This is a genomic window from Desertimonas flava, assembly GCF_003426815.1.
In the GTDB taxonomy this organism is placed as follows: domain Bacteria; phylum Actinomycetota; class Acidimicrobiia; order Acidimicrobiales; family Ilumatobacteraceae; genus Desertimonas; species Desertimonas flava.
In genome coordinates this window covers 173125-195163 of record NZ_QKYK01000004.1, presented here as the reverse complement: position 1 = coordinate 195163, position 22039 = coordinate 173125, and the positions used below count along the sequence as shown (strand labels likewise).

The following is a 22039-nucleotide window of genomic DNA, read 5'->3' as shown; positions in this document are numbered from 1 at the left end:
GCCGGTCCGACGACCGCCTAGTTGATGTATCCGTGCTGACGGGACAGGACGGCCATCCGTGACAAGACGGCGTCCGTGACCAGAGGGCGTCAGGAGGGCCGCCGTGGCGTCTGGCACCTGTCGTTGATCGAGGCGACGGCGTCGGCGAGCCGTTGCCGCACAGCGCTGGCCATCGGCGTGTCGAGGTCGATGCCGAGTGCCGACGCGGCGCGTGCTGCACATCGTTCGAGAAGATCGGCGGCCGCGAGCGCTGCCTGGGCGAGCGCGGCGCGGTCGTCGGGTCGGGCGTAGGTGGCGGCCAGACCAACCGGCAGTTTCCCAGGCGGGTAGTCGAGCAGGCTGGTCAGGCCGTAGTCGGGGAATCGGATGCCCTGCGCTGCCGCGAACAGTCGCAAAGCGTGCTCACGGATGGTCTCCAAACGCGTCGCCGCTTCGAACAGCGACCCTCGACGCAGGTACTTGGCGGTGTCGGACACCGCCCACCACCCGAGGAAATTCCACTCTCGACACCGGCCTGGAACCAACGCGGCGCGGGCGGCGAGGCGCGCCCTCGGCACGTCGTCGAGCCGGCCGTCCTTGTCGACGACGGCGTACTCCTCGTCGGGCAGCCGACCGGTGCGACGGCTCGCTGCGTGGAACACGAGGTCGAGCTGCACGCCGGATCGGTACTCGGCGGCGATCCGACGCTCGTCGTCGGCCAACCCGGGCCAGTGGTGGACGAGGGCGTCGAGGAGGTCGCCGGCCGACTCGGCGAGACGGACGGCATCGCGCTCGAGGTCGCCGGCGTCGATCGGTCCGTCGAATCCGATGCCGGCGTCGATGTCCGAGAATCTGTCGGCGTTGCCTCGACCGAGCGAGCAGCTCACGGAGAGGAACCGCCAGCGCACGTCAGCGCTGACCGCTTGCGCCAGGCCGTCGATGATCGCGGCGTGGTGGGGCAGATCGCGCCGAAGCCGTTGGATCCACACGGCGTCCTCATCCATCACGCACCAGTGTGGTCGGCAGACAGCACCTCGACGAGCACTGCTCGCCGGCCCACTAGGGCCAGGGGGTGCCGAAGCGGTCGCGGTGGGCCAGGTCGTCCGGGCCGCGGCGGTTGATCGGTCCGTGGCCTCGTGCGACCGGGTAGCCGATCGGCACCATCGCTGCCGTTGCCCACGGGTCCGGGATGGCGAGGAGCTCTTTGACCTCGACCTCGCGGAAGCAGTGCAGGGTGGTGAGGGTGCAGCCGATGCCCTCGGCCACGCACGCCAGCATCAGGTTCTGGACGGCGGGGTAGATCGATGCGCCGCCGATCACGCTGACACGGTCGAGGTCGGCGTCGGTGATCGCCATGCGACGGACGTCGAAGCAGAACATGAGGATCGCCGGTGCTTCGTGGAGGTGGGCGGCGAGGTGGTTGCCGGCGTCGAGGGTCCGCATCAGCGCGGCCTTGCTGTCGGCGGGGAGGTCGGCTCCGCGCTGCTCGTAGCCGACGGCGAAGCGGGCCCATTCGGGGGCGTAGAGGTTGGCGAGTCCCTGCTTCAACGCGGGATCGGTGACGACCACGACGCGCCACGGCTGCTGGTTGCCACCTGACGGGGCCCACGCGGCGGCCTGGAGCAGGCGCTCCATCACGTCGTCGGGGATCGGATCGGGGCGCAGTCTGCGAACCGCACGCAGCGTGCTCATCGCCTCGTACAGGTCGACGTCGGACATGTTCGCCCCTTCCCTGGCTCGCTCGCGGACGGTACGACCCCGAGAGAGCGATCGTCAACGTCAGCGACCTCGCGACTCGGTGGCGGTCCGACAGCAACGCGCGCGCCGATTTCTCGAACTCTTCGAGGTGGCGGTCTCGGAGACGTGCTCAGGCGGGGGTGTCGTCGGGGACTTCGGCCCACACACTTGTCGGGCGAATCGGTCCTTGTCCGAAAGGGCCTTTGCTGTCCAGCTCGATCGAGATGATCGTGCTCTCCTCAGGAAGGTCCACGGTTCCGTCGTCGGACACGTTGAACTGGAGGATTCGTACGCGGCGAGTGCCCATTCGTGTGCTCCTGCTCGTTCCAAGCCGGACCTCTCACTACCCCGAAACCTTCGAACGTAGAAGTCCCGGCGCAGAGCATGGTGAGGGGAGGGGCCAGACGCGTCAGCCTGCCGTATCGCTCCGGCGGCCGTCGCCCATCGGCTCGGGCTGGCGGGGACGACCAGATGCCCAGTCTCCTGTCATGTAGGTGATCCCACGGCAAATGTCACTGCTTCCATGAGGATCTGGATCACCTCGGGCGGGGCGACGACATCCGTCGTGCGCTTCTACCGTGGCGCGAGGGAGAGCAGGCGCCGCTGCGGCGATCGCGGGCTCTCACCGTCTGGAGGCGTTTGTTAGGGGGCCCTACTATGCTGCCGCTCGATGTTGCCGACCATCGTCATCGGGCTGCGCGAAGGGCTCGAGGCCGCGCTCATCGTCGGCATCGTGGCGGCGTTCTTGCGGGCCAACGGCCGGCCCGACCTGCTCAAGTGTGTGTGGACCGGCGTGGTCGCCGCCGTCGCGCTGTGCCTGGGCGTCGGCATCGCCCTCGAGGTGGCGTCGGAGAACCTGCCCTACCGCCAGCAAGAGGGTCTCGAGACTGTCATCGCTCTCGTCGCCGTGGCGATGGTGACCTACATGGTCGTGTGGATGCGGCGTCACGCCGGCACCATGAAGGCCCAGCTCGAGGGGGCGGCCGGCGCCGCACTGGCCAACGGGTCGGCGTGGGCGCTCGTCGGCATGGCGTTCCTCGCCGTCGTGCGCGAGGGGTTCGAGACAGCCGTGTTCCTCGTCGCCGCCTTCAACGAGAGCGCCGATCCTCGCACGGCCGCGACCGGAGCGCTGATCGGCATCGTCATCGCTTGCGCAATCGGCTGGAGCATCTATCAGGGTGGCCTGCGCATCAACCTGGCGCGGTTCTTCCGGTTCACCGGCGTCGTTCTCGTGTTCGTCGCAGCGGGTCTCGTCGCGTCGGCGGTGCACAGCGCTCACGAGGCCGGCTGGATCACGTTCGGACAGCAGCGGGCGTTCGACCTGACGTGGCTCGTCGAGCGCGGGTCGGTGCAGTCCTCGCTGCTCACCGGCTTGCTCGGCCTGCAACCGGAGCCGACGGCGGTCGAGGTGGCCGCGTGGCTGCTGTTCCTCGTGCCGGTGCTGACGTTCGTGCTGTGGCCGGCCCGGCGCCAGTTCCCGCGACGTGCCTTCATCGCCGGTTCGGCGGTGGTGGCGGTCGGCGCCGCGGTCTCCGCGCTCGTACTCGTCGCCACCCAGCCCGCGGAGCCCGATGTAGCGGCACCTGTCGAGCTCGTCACGCCGGCCGGGGTGCTCCGGGTGGTGTTCGACGGCGAGGGCGATGGCAGCGCGGCGACCGCAGCGCTCTCCGGTGCCGCCCTCGGTGACGGTGCCGAGCGGCTCGCAGTCTCGCTGTCGAACCCGGGGACGGAGGACCGGGCCGGGCGGCCCGCCGTCGCCTTCGTGACGGCCCAACCCGTCATGACCCCGCTGGACGGCGGCACGGCGGTCGCGTCGCTGCGCGACGTCGCCGAGCTCAACGGCGGCCGCCTGCCCCTCGGCGTCAACGCCGACACCGATCCCGGCGACATCACAGTCGTCACGTCGCTACGCCGAGAGGTCACCGTCTGGACCGACGCCGCGACGGGCGTGGTGCTCGACGCCGAGGTGGCGACGACCGAGCTGACGATCGCCGAGCTGTCGGCCGGCCCGTTGCCGCTCGGTCAGCCCCAATCGACCGACGTGTCGGCGACCGAGGACGGGCTCGCGATGCGGGCAGCGGTCGCCGAGGCCGACGAACAGATCGGCGACGATATCGAGCGCTTCGAGGCGTGGGAGCGGCTGCTTGCGGCGATCGCCGCGGCGGCCGCGCTGTGCGGCCTGGTGGCGTGGCTTGCCGGCCGATCGCGCGCCGGCAATGAGCCGACGTCGCCCGAGCGGGGACCGCCCGTCGGCCACGACGCGGAGTTCGCCGCGGCGTAGCCCGCGTCGCCGACCTGATCGCCGCGGGACCGGTGCATCGGCCGGTCCCCGTCCGCCGTTCCGCAGGCTGAGCGCCGTTTGACCCGCCCATGTGGCCGACCCATACCACCAGAAAGCAGACACCAATGAATCTCACCGCACCGCCGGCCCGGCGTCGGGCCGTGGCCGTCGCAGCGGCGGCCGTCGCCGTCGTCGGCTTCGCCCAGAGCACCGGCGCCACCACCGAGCCCCCGGCGTCGGAGCCGCCCGGCGGCGACGCTACGGTCGACATCACGACCGTGGCGATCCAGGTCACCGATGACGGTTGCCCGGCGCCGGACGGTACCTACGACTCGGGCGCGTTCACGTTCGACGTCGAGAATGTATCGGGCACCGGTGTCACCGAGTTCGAGGTGCTGTCGGGCGATCGCATCCTCGCCGAGAAGGAGAACCTGCCGCCCGGGTTCAGCGGGTCGTTCTCGATCGAGCTGGGCCCCGGTACCTACACGCTGTACTGCCCGGGCGCGGCGACCGAGCGGACCGAGTTCGTCGTCACCGGCGAGGAACTGGAGGCGACACCCACCGACACCGGCGCGATCCTTCAGCAGGGCGCCGACGGCTACCTCGGCTATGTACGCACCCAGGTCGACGAACTGACCGGCGCCGTCGCCGCGCTCGACGAGGCGCTCCAGGCGGGCGATCTCGAGGCCGCCAAGCTGGCGTACATCCAGGCCCGCCCGTTCTACGAGCGGATCGAGCCGGTGGCCGAGTCATTCGTGCTCGACGACCGCAACCTCGACGCGGCGATCGACCTGCGCGCCGACGATGTGGAGCCGACCGAGCTGGAGGGCTTCCACCGCATCGAGTACGGCCTGTGGGTCGACGAGTCGACCGACGGCCTGGCCGACGTGTCGGCCCAGCTCGCCACCGACGTCGGGTTGCTCGGCCAGCTCGTCGGCGAACTCGAGAGCCTGCAGCCCTACGACCTCGCCAACGGTGCCGTCGGCCTTCTCGACGAGGCGGCGAGCGGAAAGATCACCGGCGAGGAGGAGCGATACTCGCACATCGACCTGCTCGACATGGCGGCCAACGTCGAGGGCTCGCAGCAGGCGTTCGCCTACCTCGAGGAGGGCCTGGCTCAGATCGATCCGGACCTCGTGGCGACGATCAAGGAGCGTTTCGTGGCGCTGCAAGAGGCGGTCGACGCGCTGGCCGATCCAGAACAGCCGAGCGGGTTCATCCTCTACGACGACGTGACCGAGGAGCAGATCACCGGGCTGTCGAACGCGCTCCAGTCGGTCGCCGAACCGCTGTCCCATGTGGCCGAGAAGGTCATCAACGCCTGACGACCCGACCGCGATGAGAGATGAGGACGCTCGACGTGCCCGTCTCTCATCGCACGGGCCAGCGGCACGGTTCAATGATCTCATGAGTGCATCGGATCTCAGCCGTCGCGAGATGCTGCGCCGGGCCGCGGTCAGTGGCGCCGGCGTGGTGGCCGCGACGACAGCCGTCGGTGGCGCGGACCGCGCGGGCGCGACCGTGCCGCCGTCGTCGGAGCCGGCGGGCGAGGCCGGCGCGGCGGATGCCACACCGGGAGTCGTCGACTTCTACGGCGCTCACCAGGCGGGCATCGACACGCCGGCGCAGGACCGCCTGGCGTTCGCCGCGTTCGACGTCACCACGGCGAACATCGACGACCTCAAGGCGATGCTCGGCACGTGGGCCGCCGCGGGCGCCCGCCTGACTCAAGGCCTGCCGATCGGAGCGACGGAGACCCATCCCGAACGGCCACCGATCGACACCGGCGAGGCCTTCGACCTCGAGCCGGCCAACCTCACGATCACCGTCGGGTTCGGGCCGTCGTTCTTCGACAAGTTCGACCTGGCCGCCAGGCGGCCGGAACTGCTCGTCGACCTGCCGGTCTTCCGCAACGACGTCATCGACCCGGCGATCAGCGGTGGCGACATCTGCGTGCAGGCATGCTCGAACGACCCCCAGGTCGCATTCCACGTCGTTCGCAACTTCGCCCGCATCGGCCGAGGCGACGTGGCGATGAAGTGGTCGCAGCTCGGGTTCGGGCGCACGTCATCGACCACCACCACACAGGCGACGCCGCGCAACCTGCTCGGGTTCCGAGACGGCACCAACAACATCAAGCACGAGGCACCAGGCGACTTCGACGAGTTCGTGTGGGTCGGCGACGAATCCGACCAAGACTGGATGGTCGGCGGCACGTACTTGATCACGCGGCGGATCCGGAACCTGATCGAGACCTGGGACAACACGTCGCTGCGCGAGCAGGAGCGGGTCATCGGCCGGACCAAGGACAACGGCGCCCCTCTCGGCGGGGCCGACGAGTTCGACGCAGTCGACCTCGAGGCCGCCGGCGACGACGGCGCGCCGCTGATCGACCCGCTGGCCCACATCCGCCTCGCCAGTCCCACGAACTTCGGTGGGCTCAAGATGCTTCGTCGGGGTTACAACTTCACCGACGGCATGGATCCCGTGACCGGCCGGCTCGACGCCGGGTTGTTCTTCATCGCGTTCGTCCGCAATCCGGCCACGCACTTCATCCCGGTGCAGCGCGCGCTCGGCGTGAACGACCTGCTCAACGAGTACATCCGCCACACCAGCTCAGGCATCTTCGCCGTCCCGCCCGGTCTCGCCGAGGTGGGCGACTGGTACGGCAAAGCCTTCCTGCCCTGACGATCACCGATCGGGCGCTGGGCGGGCTCACTGAGCGGCAGAACCGGCCACTCGAGGGCGTGTCTTGCTGTCGCCCGGCGAGGTGATTCGATGTCGAAGATGGTGAATCGTTTCGGCTATTTCGACGACGTTCAGCGTGAATACGTGGTGACGCGGCCCGACACTCCGCTGCCGTGGTTGAACTACCTCGGTCAGGACGACCTGTTCGGCCTCTGCACGAACACTGCGGGCGGCTACACCTTCTGGCGAGACGCGAAGCTTCGACGGCTCACCCGCTACCGCTACAACAACGTCCCGCTCGACACGGGTGGTCGCTACCTGTACGTGCATGACGCCGGGTCGGTGTGGAATCCGGGCTGGAAACCGGTGAAGGCCAGGCTCGACCACTACGAGTGCCGGGTCGGGCTCGGTTACACGCGCATCACCGGGGCGAAGGACGGGCTCGAGGTGGAGCAGTTGATGTTCATTCCGCCCAACGAGGACGTCGAGTTGTGGAAGGTCACCGTCCGCAACACGTCGGGCGAGCGCAAGCAGCCCCGCTTGTACTCGTTCGTCGAGTTCGCGTTCTACGACGCGCTCAACGACATGACGAACTACCAGCGGACCTACTCGATCGGCGAGGTCGTGGTGGAGGGCAGCGCGATTCACCACGTGACTGAGTTCCGTGAACGCCGCGACCACTCGACGATGTTCGCCTGCACGGCGCCGGTCTCCGGCTTCGACACGTCGCGCGACGCGTTCGTCGGCGTGCACGAGGGTCTCCACGAGGCACGCGTTCCCTTTGCCGGCGGCGCCACCGGCTCGATCGCCCACGGCTGGAACCCGATCGGGGCACACGAGGTGACGCTCGACCTCGCGCCCGCCGAGCGGTGCGAGTTGGCGTTCGTGCTCGCGTTCGTGCAGCACGGCGCGGCCAAGTTCACCGCGACGGGCTCGTTCGACACGAGCCAGGGTCGGGCGATCCTCGAGCGGTGGTCGGCGCCGGGCGTCGTCGACACCGCGTTCGCTGCGCTCGCGTCGTCCTGGGATCGCTTGCTGGGCGGCGTCCAGGTGACCTGTCCCGACGAGCACCTCGGCCGGATGGTGAACACCTGGAATCAGTACCAGTGCATGGCGACGTTCAACCTGTCGCGCTCGGCGTCGATGTTCGAGACGGGCATCGGGCGCGGCATGGGGTTCCGCGACTCCAACCAGGACTTGCTCGGCTTCGTCCACATGGTCCCGAGCCGGGCACGCAGGCGGCTGCTCGACCTCGCCGCCACACAGCTGTCCGACGGCACGTGCTTCCACCAGTACCAGCCGCTCACCAAGCAGGGCAACGCCGACGTCGGCGGCGACTTCTACGACGACCACCTGTGGCTCGTGCTGGCGACGTGCGCGTACGTCAAAGAGACCGCCGACCTCGGCGTGCTCGACGCGCCGTGCGGCTACGCCGACCGGACCTACACCGACGACGGCGAGCGCGAAAGCCTGCTGCACCACCTCGAGACCTCGCTCGCCTACACGATGGCGAATCGTGGGCCGCACGGCCTGCCACTGATCGGGCACGCCGACTGGAACGACTGCCTGAACCTCAACTGCTTCTCCACCGAGCCGAACGAGTCGTTCCAGACCGCCGGCGACGTGGTCGGCTCGCAGGCCGAGTCAGTCATGATCGGGGGACTCTTCCTTGCCGCAGCCAACGAGATGGGCGCGCTCTACGACCATCTCGAACGACCCGACGACGCGGCGCGGATTCGCCGGTGGCGAGCCGAGATACTCGCCGCGGTCGAGACGCACGGGTGGGATGGCGAGTGGTGGCTTCGTGCCTACGACGCCGAGAGCCGGCCGGTCGGTTCGTCGCGGAACGAAGAGGGCCAGATCTTCGTGGAGAGCCAGGCGTGGTGTGCGCTCGGCGGCGCCGGCACCGATGGACGCGCCCGGCAGGCACTCGATGCGGTCGAGGCGCAACTCACCACGCCGAACGGCATCGTGCTGCAGCAACCCGCATACACCCGCTACCACCTCGAGCTCGGCGAGATCACGTCGTATCCACCCGGCGTCAAGGAGAACGCCGGCATCTTCTGCCACAGCAACACGTGGATCCACCTCGCCTGGTGCCGCGCCGGCGACGGCGACCGCGCGCTGGCGGGCTACCTGTCGATTTGCCCATCCGCGAAGCAGGACCAGATCGAGACCTACCGCTGCGAGCCGTACGTCTACGCGCAGGCGATCGCCGGACCCGACTCGCCCACGTCGGGCGAGGCGAAGAACTCCTGGCTCACCGGGACTGCGGCGTGGACGTTCGTCGTGGCCACCCAGGGGATCCTCGGCGTGCAGCCCGACCACGCCGGACTGCGCATCGACCCGTGTATCCCGCCGTCGTGGCCCGGATTCACGATCCACCGCCGCTTCCGCGGCGTCGACTACGAGATCGAGGTCCGCAACCCCGACGGTGTCGCTCACGGCATCCGCTCGCTCACCGTCGACGGCAGCAGGATCGACGGCAACCTCGTGGCAGCACCGCCGAACAGCACCCATGTGCGCGTCGAGGCCGTCCTCGGACGATGACGCCGACGACGCACGGCGGTTCGAGCGTGACGGGTGCGGCGTCGCCGACATGGTTCTCGCGGCGCGTGGGTCGCCGCTTGGCGGTCGGTCGAGGTAAGGTCGGCGTATGGGCATGAGGTGGGTTGGGCGTGTCGTCGCCGCGTTCGTGGCGATGCTGGCGTCGGTGACGGTGGGTGTGGGGATATCGGCGGTGCCGGTGTCGGCGGCGTCGATCAGTGCGAGTGGGTCCATCGGCGGGAGTTATACGACGCCGAACGGGCCGAACTGCGTGTCTGGTGGTGCGACCCGGCCGTACGCATATGCGATCTTCCATCAGGAGGGCGCAGCCGCGACGACGTTGACGGCGTCGGTGTCGGCGCAGGGATTCACGCCGGTCGTGTATCTCCACCAAGGGGGCTTCTTGCCGAATCAGTCCGACATCGGCTGCTTCAGCTTCGGCACCGGATCGACGTCGTTCTCCTCGAACGCGTTGTGTTGCGGGGCCACGTTGCAGGTGTGGACCGTGGTGGTCGCTGGCTCCTCCGCGTCCGACACGGGCACGTTCACGATCACGTTCGACTCCTCGAACACGGCGGTGTCGGCTCAGGGGGTGACCACACCGACAAATCCCCCCGACACCACGCCACCGGTGCTGAGCCTGCCGAGCAACCAGACCGTCGAAGCCTCCTCGGCGTCGGGTGCCACGGTCAGTTTCTCGGCGTCGGCCAACGACGCCGTCAGTGGAAGTCGGCCAGTTTCGTGCTCACCCGTCAGCGGCTCCGTGTTCCCCATCGCCACGACGACCGTCAGCTGTTCGGCCAGCGACGCTGCAGGTAACACTGCGAACGGTTCGTTCACGGTGACGGTGGTGGACACGACGGCGCCGCAGGTCACCGTGCCCAGCAATATCACCGCTGAGGCCACGGGACCCTCGGGTGCGGTCGTGACCTACTCGGGCGCGTCGTCGACCGATGCGGTCAGCGGGTCCGTGACGCCGGTGTGCTCGCCAGCGTCGGGCTCGACGTTCGCGCTCGGTTCGACGACGGTCACCTGCTCGGCCACCGACACGGCGGGTAACACCGGCAGTGGTTCGTTCACGGTGACGGTGGTGGACACGACGGCGCCGCAGGTGACCGCGCCGAGCGATGTCACCGCAGAAGCCACCGGACCGTCGGGTGCGGTCGTCACGTACTCGGGCGCGACGTCGACTGATGCGGTCAGCGGGTCAGTGACGCCGGTGTGCTCACCGTCGTCGGGGTCGACGTTCTCGTTGGGCACGACGACGGTCAGCTGCGCAGCGACCGACATGGCTGGCAACACCGGTTCCGCTTCGTTCAGCATCAACGTGGCCGATACGGAAGGGCCGCTTCTCGGTCTGCCCGGTGACATCTCCGAGACCGCCATCGGGCCCGACGGCGCCGCGGTCACGTTCACTCCGACGGCGACCGACGCCGTCGATGGAGATCGTACGGTCACGTGTGTGCCGCCCAGCGGCTCGACGTTTCCGTTGGGTTCGACGACGGTGAACTGCTCGAGCACGGACTCCAGTGGCAACACTTCCACAGGGTCATTCGTCGTGACCGTGCTCGACGAGGGCGACCCACTGCTCGTCCTCCCCGATGATCTCGTCGTCGAAGCCACCGGGGCCGCCGGCGCGACCGTCCCGTTCGACGCCACCGCCACCGACGACGTCGATCCGGACCCGTCGGTCGTCTGCACGCCCGCGTCCGGCGACCTGTTCCCGCTCGGGTCGACGGACGTCAGTTGCACGGCAACCGACAACGACGACAACGCAACGGCCGGCACGTTCAACGTGACCGTTGCCGACTCCACCGCACCGACCCTGGATCTGCCCGATGACATCACGGTTGAAGCGTCCGCACCGACAGGTGCATCGGTCGAGTTCGACGTCACCGCAGCCGACGCCGTCGACCCTGATCCGGTCGTTGCGTGCACCCCGCCCTCGGGTGACGAATTCGCCGTCGGCACCACGACGGTGCACTGCACCGCTACCGACGCAGCCGGCAACACGGGATCGGGCGAGTTCTCCGTCACCGTCACGGACTCGACCGGCCCGACCCTCGATCTGCCTGACGACATCGAGGTCACGGCATCCGGTCCCGACGGCGCCGTGGTCACCTACGAAGCGACCGCGCAGGACTCGGTCGGCGGTGACGTGCCGGTCGATTGCCAGCCGCCGTCCGGCAGTCTGTTCCCCGTCGGTACGACCGTGGTCACGTGCACCGCGACCGACAACCCTGTCGTCCCGGCCGGGTTCTACGGCTACGTCCGGGCGATCTCACAGATCGATCCCGGACCGGGCAATGTCACCACCGGCACGTTCACGGTGACCGTCCGGTCCGCTGCGCCGACCCCCGACTCACCATCCACGACGACCGGCGGCACGCCGACCACGACCCCTGCCGGTGCCCTACCCGCCACCGGCGTCCCCAGCACCGGGGTCACCCTGATCGCCGCCCTCATCCTGATGGCGGGTGCCGGCCTGCTGGGCGTCGCCGGCCTGAACCGCCAACGCCACGAGCGCTGACGCCGCAAGGACCTCACTGCGGGGTGGCGTGCGCCTGCCGGTCGGCTTGGTGGTGCTCGCGTGCGTGGTCTCGTTCGTCCTTCGAGCGGCGCGCGGTGGTCGGCGATCAGCCGCCGTTGGATCCGGATGTGGTCGGCGTTGAGGGCGGTCCAGTCGTCGAGCAGAGTTCCGGCTCGACGAGTCGAGTGGACGATCGAGGGGGCCGTTCCCGTCGTGGATTCCGAGGTCACCCGGATCGAGTAACGTTCGGTCCTTCCCGCCGCAGGGGGTTGGCGGGACGAGACGGCAGGGCACGTGGAGCGGAAGCTTCCGCCCTGCCGGTCTCGGGTGCGGGAACGGTTTGGTCGCCCCCGACCCGCACCGGTGGGGGAACCGGGGGTCGAGGGCGACGTCGCACATGATCCCATGCCGGAGGGCCGTCGTGCTCGCCGAATCGGCGTGTCATCGGGCACCGGCGATTGCGGCACCGCCTGAACGCAACGGCCGCTTGAGTGTCCGGTCGGGCGGGTGACTCCGCGTCGCGATCGGTGGGTCGGCGCTCTTGGGAGAGGGATTCGATGGCGAAGCCGCCTCTTCACGCCGTGCAAGGCGACGACGGCTGGGAGAACAAGCGGGAAGGGTTGTCGTGGTGCCCACGCCTCTGCCTAGGGGCTGCTTCGGCGCCCGAACGAGGAGGCAACTTGCGAGGATGGTGAGTCTGAGCGGACTAGGTCTGGGTGTGTGGCGGCGGTTGAATCGCACCGAGGAGGGCGCTGAGCGAGAGCGTGGCCACGGCGATCGTGCGGTCGCCGATGCCGTGTGGGATCACGAGGAGGTCCCCGACCGCGAGGGCACCGCACGTGTACACGACGTTGGGGACGTAGCCGCCTGGTCGGTCGGCGGGCGGGGTGAGGAGCGGCTGCTCGAGTGAGCCGAGCACACGGTGTGGCTCGTGAAGGTCGAGCAGGATCGCTGCGATCGAGTAGGTCCGCATCGGGCCGACGCCGTGGGTCAGGACCAACCAGCCTTCGGCTGTCTCGATCGGCGAGCCGCAGTTGCCGAGCTGTAGCGCCTCCCAGGCCCGTCGCGGGGTCTGGATGGTCGTGGCCGAGTCCCAGCATCGCAGGTCGTCGGAGTAGGCGATCGAGTTGGTTTCGCGATCGGCGCGCGACAGGGCGACGAAGCGGCCGCCGACGCGTCGCGGGAAGAGTGCCAGGCCTTTACCGTGGGCCGCCGGTCCTGCCATCGGCGACATCTCGAAGGATACGAAGTCCTCGGTCGTCAGAAGGTTCTGGTTGATCGTCGACCCGTCGTACGCCGTGTAGGTCGCGCAGTAGCGCGGAGCGCTGCCGTCGGTGATCTCGACGAAGCGGGCGTCTTCCATGCCGTGTGTCTCGACCGGAGACTGCGGCCAGAGCACTCGCTCGGACAAGTCGCTCGACGGCGGGAATTCGACGCGGTAGGAGCACTGGGCGAGCAGCTCGAGGTTGGCGATCGTGGTCGTCGTGTGTCGGCGCGTGGCGGCGTCGGCGGCGAGTGCGGCGAGTCGCTGGCGGAGTTGGTCGTCGCTGAAGTGTTCGGGAAGGGAATTGAGGACGAATGCAGCGTTCTCGTGGTCGTCGTTCAGTGCCCGCAGTTTTCGATGGAGCACCCCGCGGTGGTGGGTCGTCGGCTCGGCGTCCGCCGTCCGGGGCCGTGGGCCCGGTGGGTCGATGCGGATCCGTCCATCTGTGGCGATCGCGCCGGTCCTGAATCCGATCGACGATCGGTGACCCTCCCCGATCCCGCGAGTGCTGAGGACGAAGGCGACCTCGCCGTTGTCCGGCTGGAGGGGATGGGCGACGATCGACGGGTTGCAGAGGGCGGCCGCCTCGATCGCGTACTCGTGCGTGAACGTGGCTCCGAGGAGCCGGCTGCGCTGCGGTGAGGGATCGGTCGCGCTGCGACAACCGGCGAGGGTGGCGTGTCGGTCGAACGTCTCGGTCAAGTCGGTGTGGCGTGCGGAGAAGCGCTCTTCGAGCGATCGCATGGCGTCGGCGGCGTCGATATCGCTGAGCGCACGGATGCGGGCGATCACCTGTGCGGCGCGTGAATCGCCCGGTCCGGCGTCTTCGAGGCCGGGCGCGAAGAAGCGCAGGATGACGCGGTTGGGGTCCGGCTCGAGTTCAATGTTGCTGTCGGTGATCGGGACCGGCGGCTGGTTCATCGGCCGACGGTGACGGGGGTGTCGAGAAGTGGCCGCTTCAAGAGCACGGCGATCGTCCCGTCCGCCAGGAGTTCGGTGCTCACGGCATCCCAGCCTTGGGCTCCCTCTCGATTCAGCACGGCGACGGCGGCCGAGCCGCCGGGGGCCAGCTTGGCAGCGCCCAGTACCGGCAATGAGACGATGAGATACTCCCAACGCTCGACGCTCATCGTCGAACGCCCTGCGCGAGGACCGGGGGATCCCGTCGATCCGTCACATCGCAGCGCCAGCACCACCGCATCGGGTCGATCGGCGCGAGGTGCACGGCCAGGCGGCGGGGTCGCACGACGGCAGAGGTCGGTCCGTCACGTTCGAGACGGATGCCGACATCGTTCGCTCCGCGAGTCGGTTGAACGATCGCGACGACGCCGTCGCACAGCGGAAAACCGACGGCGTCGTCATCGTGGACCGCCACGCGGTCTCCAGGCCGCAGGGCGTTCCACTCGAGCCTCAGCATGACACTTCCTCCTCGACGGCGTCCGTGCCGTCCCTCGGACTTACCGCGTACTGCATCGTCGAGACGAGGGCGAGCGTCGACTCGGCCCCTTGATTGCGGTTGACGCCGGTTGCCTCGAGCCCGTCGAACCCTCCGCCCGTGATGGGGTCCCACATCACCGCGCTCGCGTCGTTGTCGCCCTCGAACCAGAGCACCGCCATGTCCACGCCACGGATCCACATCGGGTCACCGGTCACCGTGGCCGCCCTGGCGCATGCGTCTGCCATCGCTGCCACCTCGATCGGCTGTTGGTCGAACGCCGGGGCCGCGTCGCCGGGGCCGCGCCCGCCGACGGGGGTCGGCGACAGATGACCGTCGAGCGTCTCGTGGTCCAGCAGCCACGCGAGCAGGGACAGCCCGTCGTCGATGACGTCGGTCCGCCCGAGCGCGTCGCCGGCCGCGATCAGGGCCTCCGGCAGCGCGGCGTTCGCGTAGCGGAGCCGCTCTTCCGGCCACGGCCAAACAACGTCGGCTGACGGTCGACCGATGGCGACGACGGCGTCAGCCAAGAGCCGACGGGACGGGACGTGTCGCGGGAACACTGCCACGACCTCCGCAGCGCCCAGTGCGGCGAACGCCATCGCCCGTCGATGTGGCGAGCGACGGGCCGCGCCGTGACCGAAGTACGACATACCGCCCTGGCGCATCCACTGCTCGGGGGCGCGGCGGGCTGCCGACCCGAACGCCCAGAGGCTGCGTCCCCAGCAGTCCTCCACACCGTGGCGTCCACGCCACCGACCGCCGGCGGCGCGACGGTTGCGGGTTCGGCCGGTGGTGCCTTGCGAGTCGGCGAGGAACCGGAACGCGAGCCGCGCGAGCACTCGCGCTGTGGCGTCGTCTGGCGATTGTCGAAGCATCACGACCAGCAGGCGGGCGACGTCGTCGGTGCAGTACCCGTGCGTCGCGCGCGGTTCGGTGAACTCGGCGTGCTCGAACAGGCCGATGCCATCGCTCATTGCGAGCAGGTGGTCGAGTGGAGGTCCCGTCATCGCAGCGGGACCTGACGCGTGGAGACGAGCCGCCGGGCGACGTCGTCGTAGCGGCGGGCGACGGACGACCACGACAGTTGCGGGGCCAGCCGCCGCGCCTCGGCGGCCATGGCGGCGGCGGCGCCGGGCTCGGTGATCACGGTGCGGATCGCGTCGGCGAGTGCGGCGGGGTCGCGCTGGGGCACCACGATGCCGGCGCCGGTCGAGAGCAGCTCGATCGCGTGTGGAAAGGCCGTGGCGACGACGGGCCGGCCGGCGGCGACGGCGTCGACGAGCACGCCGGACGTCACCTGATCTGCGGAGTCGTAGGGCAGCACCACGACGTCGGCCGATTGGATCAGCGCGTTGAGGCCCGCCAGGTCTCGGTAGGTGTCGTCGAACGACACCCAGGGTCGCCGGGGTGCCGCTTCGACGCGCCGGACGAGCATCTGCCGGTATGTCTCGCCGGACCGTTCGAGCACCTTGGGATGGGTGGCCCCGGCCACGAGATAGTTCGGGGTGGGCCAGAGATCGGCGAGGAGGCACATCGCGTCGATTGCCCATTCGATGCCCTTCCCCGGACCGAGCAGGCCCCACGTGAGCACCCGCGGCGACAGGGATACCGACGAGCGGACGACCGGGGCCGCGCCTGGCGTGGCCGCGCCATGCGGAATCGTGACCACCTTGGGGCCGGCGAGGTCGTACAGAGCGATGAGGCGATCGCGCGCCGTCTCGGTCATCACGACGATCAGCCGTGCCCTCTCACAGACGCCGGCCAACACGCGGCGCTGGTTCGTGGTCGGCTCGGCGAGCACGGTGTGCGCGACGACCACGACCGGGATGTCGATACGGTCGATGAGTGCCAGCACGGACTCGCCGTCGGGGCCGTCGTACAGCCCGTATTCATGCTGAACGATGGCAACGTCGGTGGCATTCAGGGCCGCTGCGGCGCTCTCGAGTTGCTCGGGCGACCCGTCGACGAGGGCAACGGTCACGACCGGGTCCTCCAGCGCAGGAGACGGCCCACAGCGAACGACGCTCACCGAAGCACCCTGCGCGGTGAGCGCTGACGCGAGCGCCGCTGCGAACGTGGCAATGCCACACGGCGTCGGTGGGAAGGTCGAGAGGAGTCCGAACGTGCGCACCGGCGCACCCGCCGGCTCGAGCGACGGGACGGTGTTGATGGTGTACACGACTGAGCTCCTGAGATCGGCTCGGTCGAGGCGTCGGGCCTGCGAAGGGCGACAGAGCCACAATGGCCGTCCAGCCCAAGCGAGGCGACTCTTCCAAGAGGTGATGTCCACTGTACCCCGGCGCTGGCGCAGGTGGTCGGTAGCCTTCGGGTATCTCTCTCCCCCGGCACGGCGTGTCCGCCACGTCGCCGCTGCGAGTCGCGGTACTCGCACCCATCGCCTGGCGCACACCGCCGCGTCACTATGGTCCCTGGGAACTCTTCGCGTCGTTGCTCGCCGACGGGCTGGTCGCCGCCGGGCATGAGGTGACCTTGTTCGCGACGGCAGACTCGCTGACGTCAGCCGAGCTGCACGGGACGTCCCGCCACGGCTGGTCCGACGACCCGTCGATCGACCCCAAGGTCGCCGAGTGCCTCCACATCGCCGCCGTGTTCGAGCGAGCAGCCGACTTCGACGTGATCCACAACGGCTTCGACTTCCTCCCTCTCACCTACAGCGGCCTCGTGGCGACGCCGGTCGTCACCACCATCCACGGCTTTTCGTCGCCGGTGATCGTCCCCGTCTACGAGCGGTACGACGCGACCACGACATACGTGGCGATCAGCGACGCCGATCGCCACCCGGCGCTGCATTACGCAGCGACGATCCACCACGGCATCGACGTCGAAGGGTTCCGCGTCCACCCCGACCCCGGCGATCACCTCGTGTTCTTCGGCCGCATCCATCCCCACAAGGGGACGCACCACGCGATCGAGGTCGCCCGCCGAACCGGCCGCCGTCTCGACATCGCCGGAATCATCCAAGACGCCGACTACTTCCGCGACGCCGTCGCCCCCCACATCGACGAGACGCACGTGCGATACCTCGGCCCGGTCGAGGCCGGCGACCGGGCCGAGGTCCTCGGCGCAGCACACGCGCTGCTCCACCTGATCGAATTCGACGAGCCGTTCGGATACAGCGTCGTCGAGGCGATGGCCTGCGGCACGCCGGTCATCGCCAACGCCCGAGGATCGATGCCCGAACTGATCCACGACGCCGTCACCGGCTTCCTCGTCACCGGCGCCGATGACGCCGTACGGGCAGTCGGAGCCGCCGGCGGCCTCGATCGGCCAACGATCCACGCCACGACCAGCGGCCGATTCGGCATCGCGACAATGGTCGACCGGTACGTCGACGTGTACCGAGGCGTGCTGGCGCGCCGCTGATCACGTTGCGGCGACACACCGGAGCCTCCGTAACCGATCAGGTCGCGACGATCCACACCGCGCCAAGATGGCTGCCAGCCGCGAGCAACGTGAACACATGCCACACCTCGTGGTACGAGAACACACTCGGCCCGAGCGTCGGCCAGCGGCGACCGAATCCGATCGCCCCCACCGTGTAGGCCACCCCGCCGGCAGACACCAGCGCGACACAAGCGACGCCGCCCTGTTGCCACAGCGCCGGGACGAGCAGCACGCCCGCCCAGCCGATACCGAGGTACAGGAACACCCCGACTCGGTCGGCGTGTCGCCAGTCAACGATCTTGAGGCCAGCGCCGGTAGCCGCCGCTCCCCACACGATGATCAACATCACCACGCTGACCGAGGTTCCGAAGGCCATGAGCGTGAGCGGCGTGAACGTTCCGCCAATCGCGGCGTAGATCGTCGCGTGATCCGCGCGGCGCCATCCGGCGCGTGCGCGAACCGTGTGTACCCAGCGGTGGTACGTGACCGAGACGGCGAGCATCGCGCACAGGCCGACGGCGTACACGATGACCCCACCACGAGCCCGCGCTCCGCCGGCCAGGATCGCGAGCACCACGAGCAGCGGCACCGCGGCAACGAGGCCGAACAGGTGAAGTCGACCCCGCCACAGGGGCCGAGTGGCGCTCCCGAGAGGAACATCCATCAAGGCCAGCACTGGTGCCCGGGTAGACATGTTCGACTCCTCGCCAGAAACTGGCCCAGAGCGTCAACCGGGCGACGATCGCACCGGAGAACTGCCCCGTGGGATCAACCGTATCCCGACGGGACGACCGCGCGACGTCGGGCGACGGGGGTCATCCACGAAACCCGACTCGCCAGCCGGACAACGTGCCTGTTCAGAAGTGGAATGCGTCGGAAGCGCTCGTTGCTCCCGGAGACGCAAGACACACCTGAAAGCGGAACGGGAGGGGTTCCGCGTGAGCCGGTGCTGGCGCGCAAACTACCAGCTAGACGGGCTGTGATGCCGTCGCCGGGAGTAACGGCGGGAGTAACCGGTCAGCCCACTGGCGAACCTGGGGCTGGTTGGCGGGGTCGGGTGAACGTGTCGGCGCTGCGCCGCGGCACATGAGTCGCACGGGCGCTCCACGGAGGTGGCGTGCCCACCCGTGGCCGCTGGCCGTCGAGGCGGAACCATCGAAGTGTGCGACGTCTCCGTCAGTCTCCGAGTCCTGCTCGTCATCGAGCATCGAAGCGGCGCGTGCTCCTGCGTCGTGGTCGGTTAGGTGCTTGTGTTCGGCCAGCCGCCGGCTTGCGCGGTGACCGCCCGCTTCGAAACCTCGGCCGGATTGTCTTGTGCTTGCTGAGGAGCGGACGATTCGGGATCCAGACTGTCGCGCAAGCGCTCTCTAGGCGTATCCAACCCGTCGTCGTCCCTCTCGTGGTGCGGTGCCCGGTCGGCGTCGAGTTCGGCGGCCCTGCCTCGGGACTCGTCGGCCGGTGTCTCCTTCGCTGGGTCCTCGTTGGTGTTGTGCGTGTCCACGCTGTCGAACGATCGCTCTCGATCGAGCCGGTCTTGCGCATCGTCCCACGTGACGAGTTCACCGCTGTCCGTCGGGTCGGGGATCTCCGATTCGTCGGCCGGAGAATCAGCGACCCCGACGCGGACTGCGTCCGGCGGAGATGAGGGCCCTGTCGGTGGGCGGTCTTCGGATTCGAGTTCTTCGAGGTCCTTGGCCGGTGGGGTGATGTCGATGCCCGCTTCTTCCACGGCGTTGCTCGACTTGGAGAGCTGTGGAGCGCGGGGCGACCAGGGGCGGACGGATTGCAGTACATGGGCGTAGAAGCCGTCGACGGCGGTCAGCACGCTGTCGATGAAGCCGCCTCGTCCCGTTCCTCGCTTCGGGCCGAGTGCGCTCGCGATCGCGACTCGGAAGGTTCGAAGGTCCTTCTTTGGGTCGGTGATCAGGACGTTGGGGTCTTGTCGTACGAGTCGCAGCAGCTCACTCGTCGACGTACGGGCATTGGCGACGAAGGCGTCGACCCTCAGACCGTCGGGCGCGTCAGCGAGTTGACGGATCAGCCAGTTGACGCGAGTAGTGGCGCGTCCGTCGCGCGGGGCGTCGATGTCGGCTGAGGCGGTGATCCGATTCGCGCGGAGGTCGGCGGTGACGTCGATTGGCGCGACGGCGTCCGGGATGCGGAGCTGGCCGTAGAGCGCCCCGCGTTCGACCAAGGACTGCGCTTGCGATGAGAATCGGAGTGTCGGGTCGGCAAGTTCCTTGCGGGAGAGCTGCACCTGCACGTCGCTGCCGAGTTCTCGTCCGAGCCGGAGGGCCGTGTAGCGGAGGAGCTGTTCCCATCGGGAGACGACCTCGGCGATGCCTTTGTCGGTGGCGCGAAGAGTGCCGGCTCCGACGGACTCGCGCACAGTGACCCACGCTGCGCCCATGTCCGTGAAGTCCATCGCCCCGGATTTCGGATGCTCGAGGTAGCGGATGAGTTCTCCGAGAATCCACGCCTGCTCCGGATCGGACACGCCGCGGTGAACGCGGTGCTGTACGGCGAACGCTGTTACCTCGGCCCACGACAGATGGTGGAGAGCGACTCTCTTCGTCTTGCGGCGGTCGACGTCGATGGGATGGACGCCCGGGGCGGGCGCGATCTGGTTCGAGATCGTCAGCACACAGTCGAAGTCCTGTTCTCGTGCGACGTCGAGGTACGCCTCAACCTGCGGACGGGCGAGTTCGTTCGGTCCGGTCTTTACCTCGACGAGGCACGTCCATGTCCGTCCGCCTCGAGCGGCTCGTAGCAGTCCGTCCGGATACACGCGTTGCTCGCCGAGCGCGAACGGCACCTCGATGAACGTCGCCAATTGTCCTGCTGGAGCGCCCAACGGCTTGACGATTGTCTGGGCAAAGTCACGCACCGAACTCATCACCGCGAGGAGCGCCGATGTTGCGCGACGCTCGGCCTCTTCCGCGCCGTTGATCCCGCTGGTCGGAATCAGGCGCGCCTGTTGCCAGTTCTCTTCCACTGTCCCACTCCCTCACTCAGGGCCCACCCCTGAGGCACCGACGAGCATTGCACATTCAAACGTGACGGTCGGACAGCATCAGCCGCCGAGCAGCGCAGTGCCTGTCAGTGATGAGATTGGGGTTGACGTGAGTGCCGACTATTCAGAATCTCGCCCACGGAACCGGCTCCGTCGCGCCGACCCATTGGCCGCGAAAATGTCGTCGGTGGCGGTAGTTGCCCTGATAGTCGAGTAGTCGCAGGATGCCCAGTTCAGCGAACTCGAGAGCAAGTCGCCATGCTTCTCGCATCACCGCGCCGTCGGGCCAGTCCAACTGGCGGGGCTTCTTCGGAGGGTGCACGAGCCGATTTCGTAACCCGGCGAGCACGGCAGGCGCGTCAGCGGGGTCGTGCCGGGTTGCAGCGCGATCGGCGAGAGCTTGAAGCTCGACGGGGACGGCGAGGCTGATTCCGGCCCACTCCAGAAAGCGCCGGATGCGGTCGGCCGCGCTTGCGTCTGAGGGCAATGCGGGTACGAATCCTGCGCTCTCGGCCGACCAGGCGAGTAGCTCCAGCGCTGCGACGGCGGTCGCAATGGATACATCGACAGGGTTCGGTTCGTTGGCGCTGATCACCATGCGGACGAGTCGCCTGAGAACCAGGCGCCAGAACTCGTCGCCGGAAAGACGGACGTAGCGATCGAGGAGACCCGCCAAGCCACCGAAGAGGGAGCCCTCGAACCACGACAGCGGCTGGGTCCACGGGTCGGCGATCGTCGTTTCCCAGCGCACCGCGACCGCAGCGCCAGCTTCGTCGTACGCGGTCGGTAAAGCGAGTCCGACTAACCGGCCTTTCGCAAACGACAGGACATGGAACAGAGCGTCGCGAAGCGCGTCGGCGTCAGCGAGATCGAAGACCTGCTCGTCCCTGCGGCATATTTCGACGGCGTGGGTGAACGCGTAGGAACCAGCCTGCTCGGACGCCTCTCCCCATAGCAGCCCCTTGCGCAGGGGCTGACGACCCCAGAACGTGAGATGCCAGGCATCGACGTCGAGTTCGCTAACCGTCCGCGGCTCCTCTTCGCCTTCGAGCGTGGTCCAGCCATCGAGCGAGTCGTTGACGAAGTTGATCAGCCCCAGAGCTACTGCGCTGATGCGGCGCGGATCGCCGATGGTTTGGCGCTCCACGTCTCCCGAC

Annotated in this window: 16 protein-coding genes and 1 pseudogene; 7 read left to right on the top strand and 10 right to left on the bottom strand. The window is 68.7% G+C overall.

Annotated features, from left to right (window positions below):
• Nucleotides 1–89: 89 nt before the first annotated feature.
• Both DN771_RS07540 and DN771_RS07535 read right to left on the bottom strand, forming a co-directional pair.
• Nucleotides 90–983, bottom strand: a complete 894-nt coding sequence (locus DN771_RS07540) for a hypothetical protein (RefSeq protein ID WP_116996733.1) — start codon at nt 981–983, stop codon at nt 90–92.
• Between the two features lie 55 nt (nt 984–1038).
• Complete coding sequence (locus tag DN771_RS07535) at nt 1039–1698, bottom strand: nitroreductase family protein (protein ID WP_116996732.1); 660 nt, start codon at nt 1696–1698, stop codon at nt 1039–1041.
• Between the two features lie 688 nt (nt 1699–2386).
• On the opposite strand from DN771_RS07535, the gene efeU reads away from it, so the two are divergent.
• The 4 genes from efeU (at nt 2387) to DN771_RS07515 (ending at nt 9235) form a co-directional block, all read left to right on the top strand.
• On the top strand, nt 2387–3997 hold the full coding sequence (efeU, locus tag DN771_RS30010; protein WP_205528472.1) for an iron uptake transporter permease EfeU: 1611 nt from the start codon (nt 2387–2389) through the stop codon (nt 3995–3997).
• Nucleotides 3998–4122: 125 nt separating this feature from the next.
• Nucleotides 4123–5322: an iron uptake system protein EfeO gene (gene efeO, locus DN771_RS07525; RefSeq protein ID WP_162941672.1), complete on the top strand. Its 1200-nt coding sequence runs from the start codon at nt 4123–4125 to the stop codon at nt 5320–5322.
• 82 nt (nt 5323–5404) lie between these two features.
• A complete protein-coding gene (efeB, locus tag DN771_RS07520) occupies nt 5405–6685 on the top strand; it encodes an iron uptake transporter deferrochelatase/peroxidase subunit (protein WP_116996730.1) in 1281 nt (426 codons plus the stop codon).
• Nucleotides 6686–6784: 99 nt separating this feature from the next.
• Nucleotides 6785–9235 carry a glycoside hydrolase family 94 protein gene (locus tag DN771_RS07515; RefSeq protein WP_116996729.1) on the top strand — a complete coding sequence of 817 codons (2451 nt, stop codon included), beginning with the start codon at nt 6785–6787 and terminating at the stop codon, nt 9233–9235.
• Between the two features lie 408 nt (nt 9236–9643).
• Here DN771_RS07515 and DN771_RS30375 read toward each other — a convergent pair whose 3' ends face one another.
• The gene (locus tag DN771_RS30375; RefSeq protein ID WP_227462292.1) at nt 9644–9787 is read right to left on the bottom strand and encodes a hypothetical protein; all 144 of its coding nucleotides are present in this window, start codon (nt 9785–9787) and stop codon (nt 9644–9646) included.
• On the opposite strand from DN771_RS30375, the pseudogene DN771_RS30845 reads away from it, so the two are divergent.
• Together DN771_RS30845 and DN771_RS30360 are read left to right on the top strand one after the other, a co-directional pair.
• Nucleotides 9729–10787 (top strand): annotated as a pseudogene (locus tag DN771_RS30845) (HYR domain-containing protein); the annotation flags it as partial. The gene DN771_RS30375 and the pseudogene DN771_RS30845 sit on opposite strands and share 59 nt — an antisense overlap.
• A gap of 3 nt (nt 10788–10790) precedes the next feature.
• Nucleotides 10791–11762 (top strand): HYR domain-containing protein, encoded by a 972-nt coding sequence (locus DN771_RS30360; protein ID WP_240394197.1) that lies wholly within the window; start codon nt 10791–10793, stop codon nt 11760–11762.
• Between the two features lie 706 nt (nt 11763–12468).
• Here DN771_RS30360 and DN771_RS07505 read toward each other — a convergent pair.
• The 4 genes from DN771_RS07505 to DN771_RS07485 form a co-directional block, all read right to left on the bottom strand.
• Nucleotides 12469–13947 (bottom strand): glycoside hydrolase family 130 protein, encoded by a 1479-nt coding sequence (locus DN771_RS07505; protein WP_116996727.1) that lies wholly within the window; start codon nt 13945–13947, stop codon nt 12469–12471.
• A complete protein-coding gene (locus DN771_RS07500; RefSeq protein WP_116996726.1) occupies nt 13944–14156 on the bottom strand; it encodes a hypothetical protein in 213 nt (70 codons plus the stop codon). The genes DN771_RS07505 and DN771_RS07500 overlap by 4 nt, the downstream gene beginning before the upstream one ends.
• A gap of 280 nt (nt 14157–14436) precedes the next feature.
• Nucleotides 14437–15471, bottom strand: coding sequence for a glycosyltransferase (locus DN771_RS07490; RefSeq protein WP_116996724.1), 1035 nt, complete (start codon nt 15469–15471; stop codon nt 14437–14439).
• Nucleotides 15468–16643 carry a glycosyltransferase gene (locus tag DN771_RS07485; RefSeq protein ID WP_205528469.1) on the bottom strand — a complete coding sequence of 392 codons (1176 nt, stop codon included), beginning with the start codon at nt 16641–16643 and terminating at the stop codon, nt 15468–15470. Before DN771_RS07485 ends, DN771_RS07490 begins: the two co-directional genes overlap by 4 nt.
• Before the next feature lie 173 nt (nt 16644–16816).
• Here DN771_RS07485 and DN771_RS07480 point away from each other — a divergent pair, with 173 nt between their 5' ends.
• The gene (locus DN771_RS07480; RefSeq protein WP_205528468.1) at nt 16817–17848 is read left to right on the top strand and encodes a glycosyltransferase family 4 protein; all 1032 of its coding nucleotides are present in this window, start codon (nt 16817–16819) and stop codon (nt 17846–17848) included.
• A 37-nt stretch (nt 17849–17885) separates the two neighbouring features.
• On the opposite strand, the gene trhA is transcribed toward DN771_RS07480, so the two are convergent.
• The 3 genes from trhA to DN771_RS07465 all read right to left on the bottom strand — a co-directional run bounded on the left by trhA (nt 17886) and on the right by DN771_RS07465 (nt 22029).
• Nucleotides 17886–18563 (bottom strand): PAQR family membrane homeostasis protein TrhA, encoded by a 678-nt coding sequence (gene trhA, locus DN771_RS07475; protein WP_116996723.1) that lies wholly within the window; start codon nt 18561–18563, stop codon nt 17886–17888.
• Between the two features lie 546 nt (nt 18564–19109).
• Nucleotides 19110–20864, bottom strand: a complete 1755-nt coding sequence (locus tag DN771_RS07470) for a stress response protein (RefSeq protein ID WP_193615354.1) — start codon at nt 20862–20864, stop codon at nt 19110–19112.
• 142 nt (nt 20865–21006) lie between these two features.
• Nucleotides 21007–22029 (bottom strand): YopA family protein, encoded by a 1023-nt coding sequence (locus tag DN771_RS07465; RefSeq protein WP_116996722.1) that lies wholly within the window; start codon nt 22027–22029, stop codon nt 21007–21009.
• Nucleotides 22030–22039 lie beyond the last annotated feature (10 nt).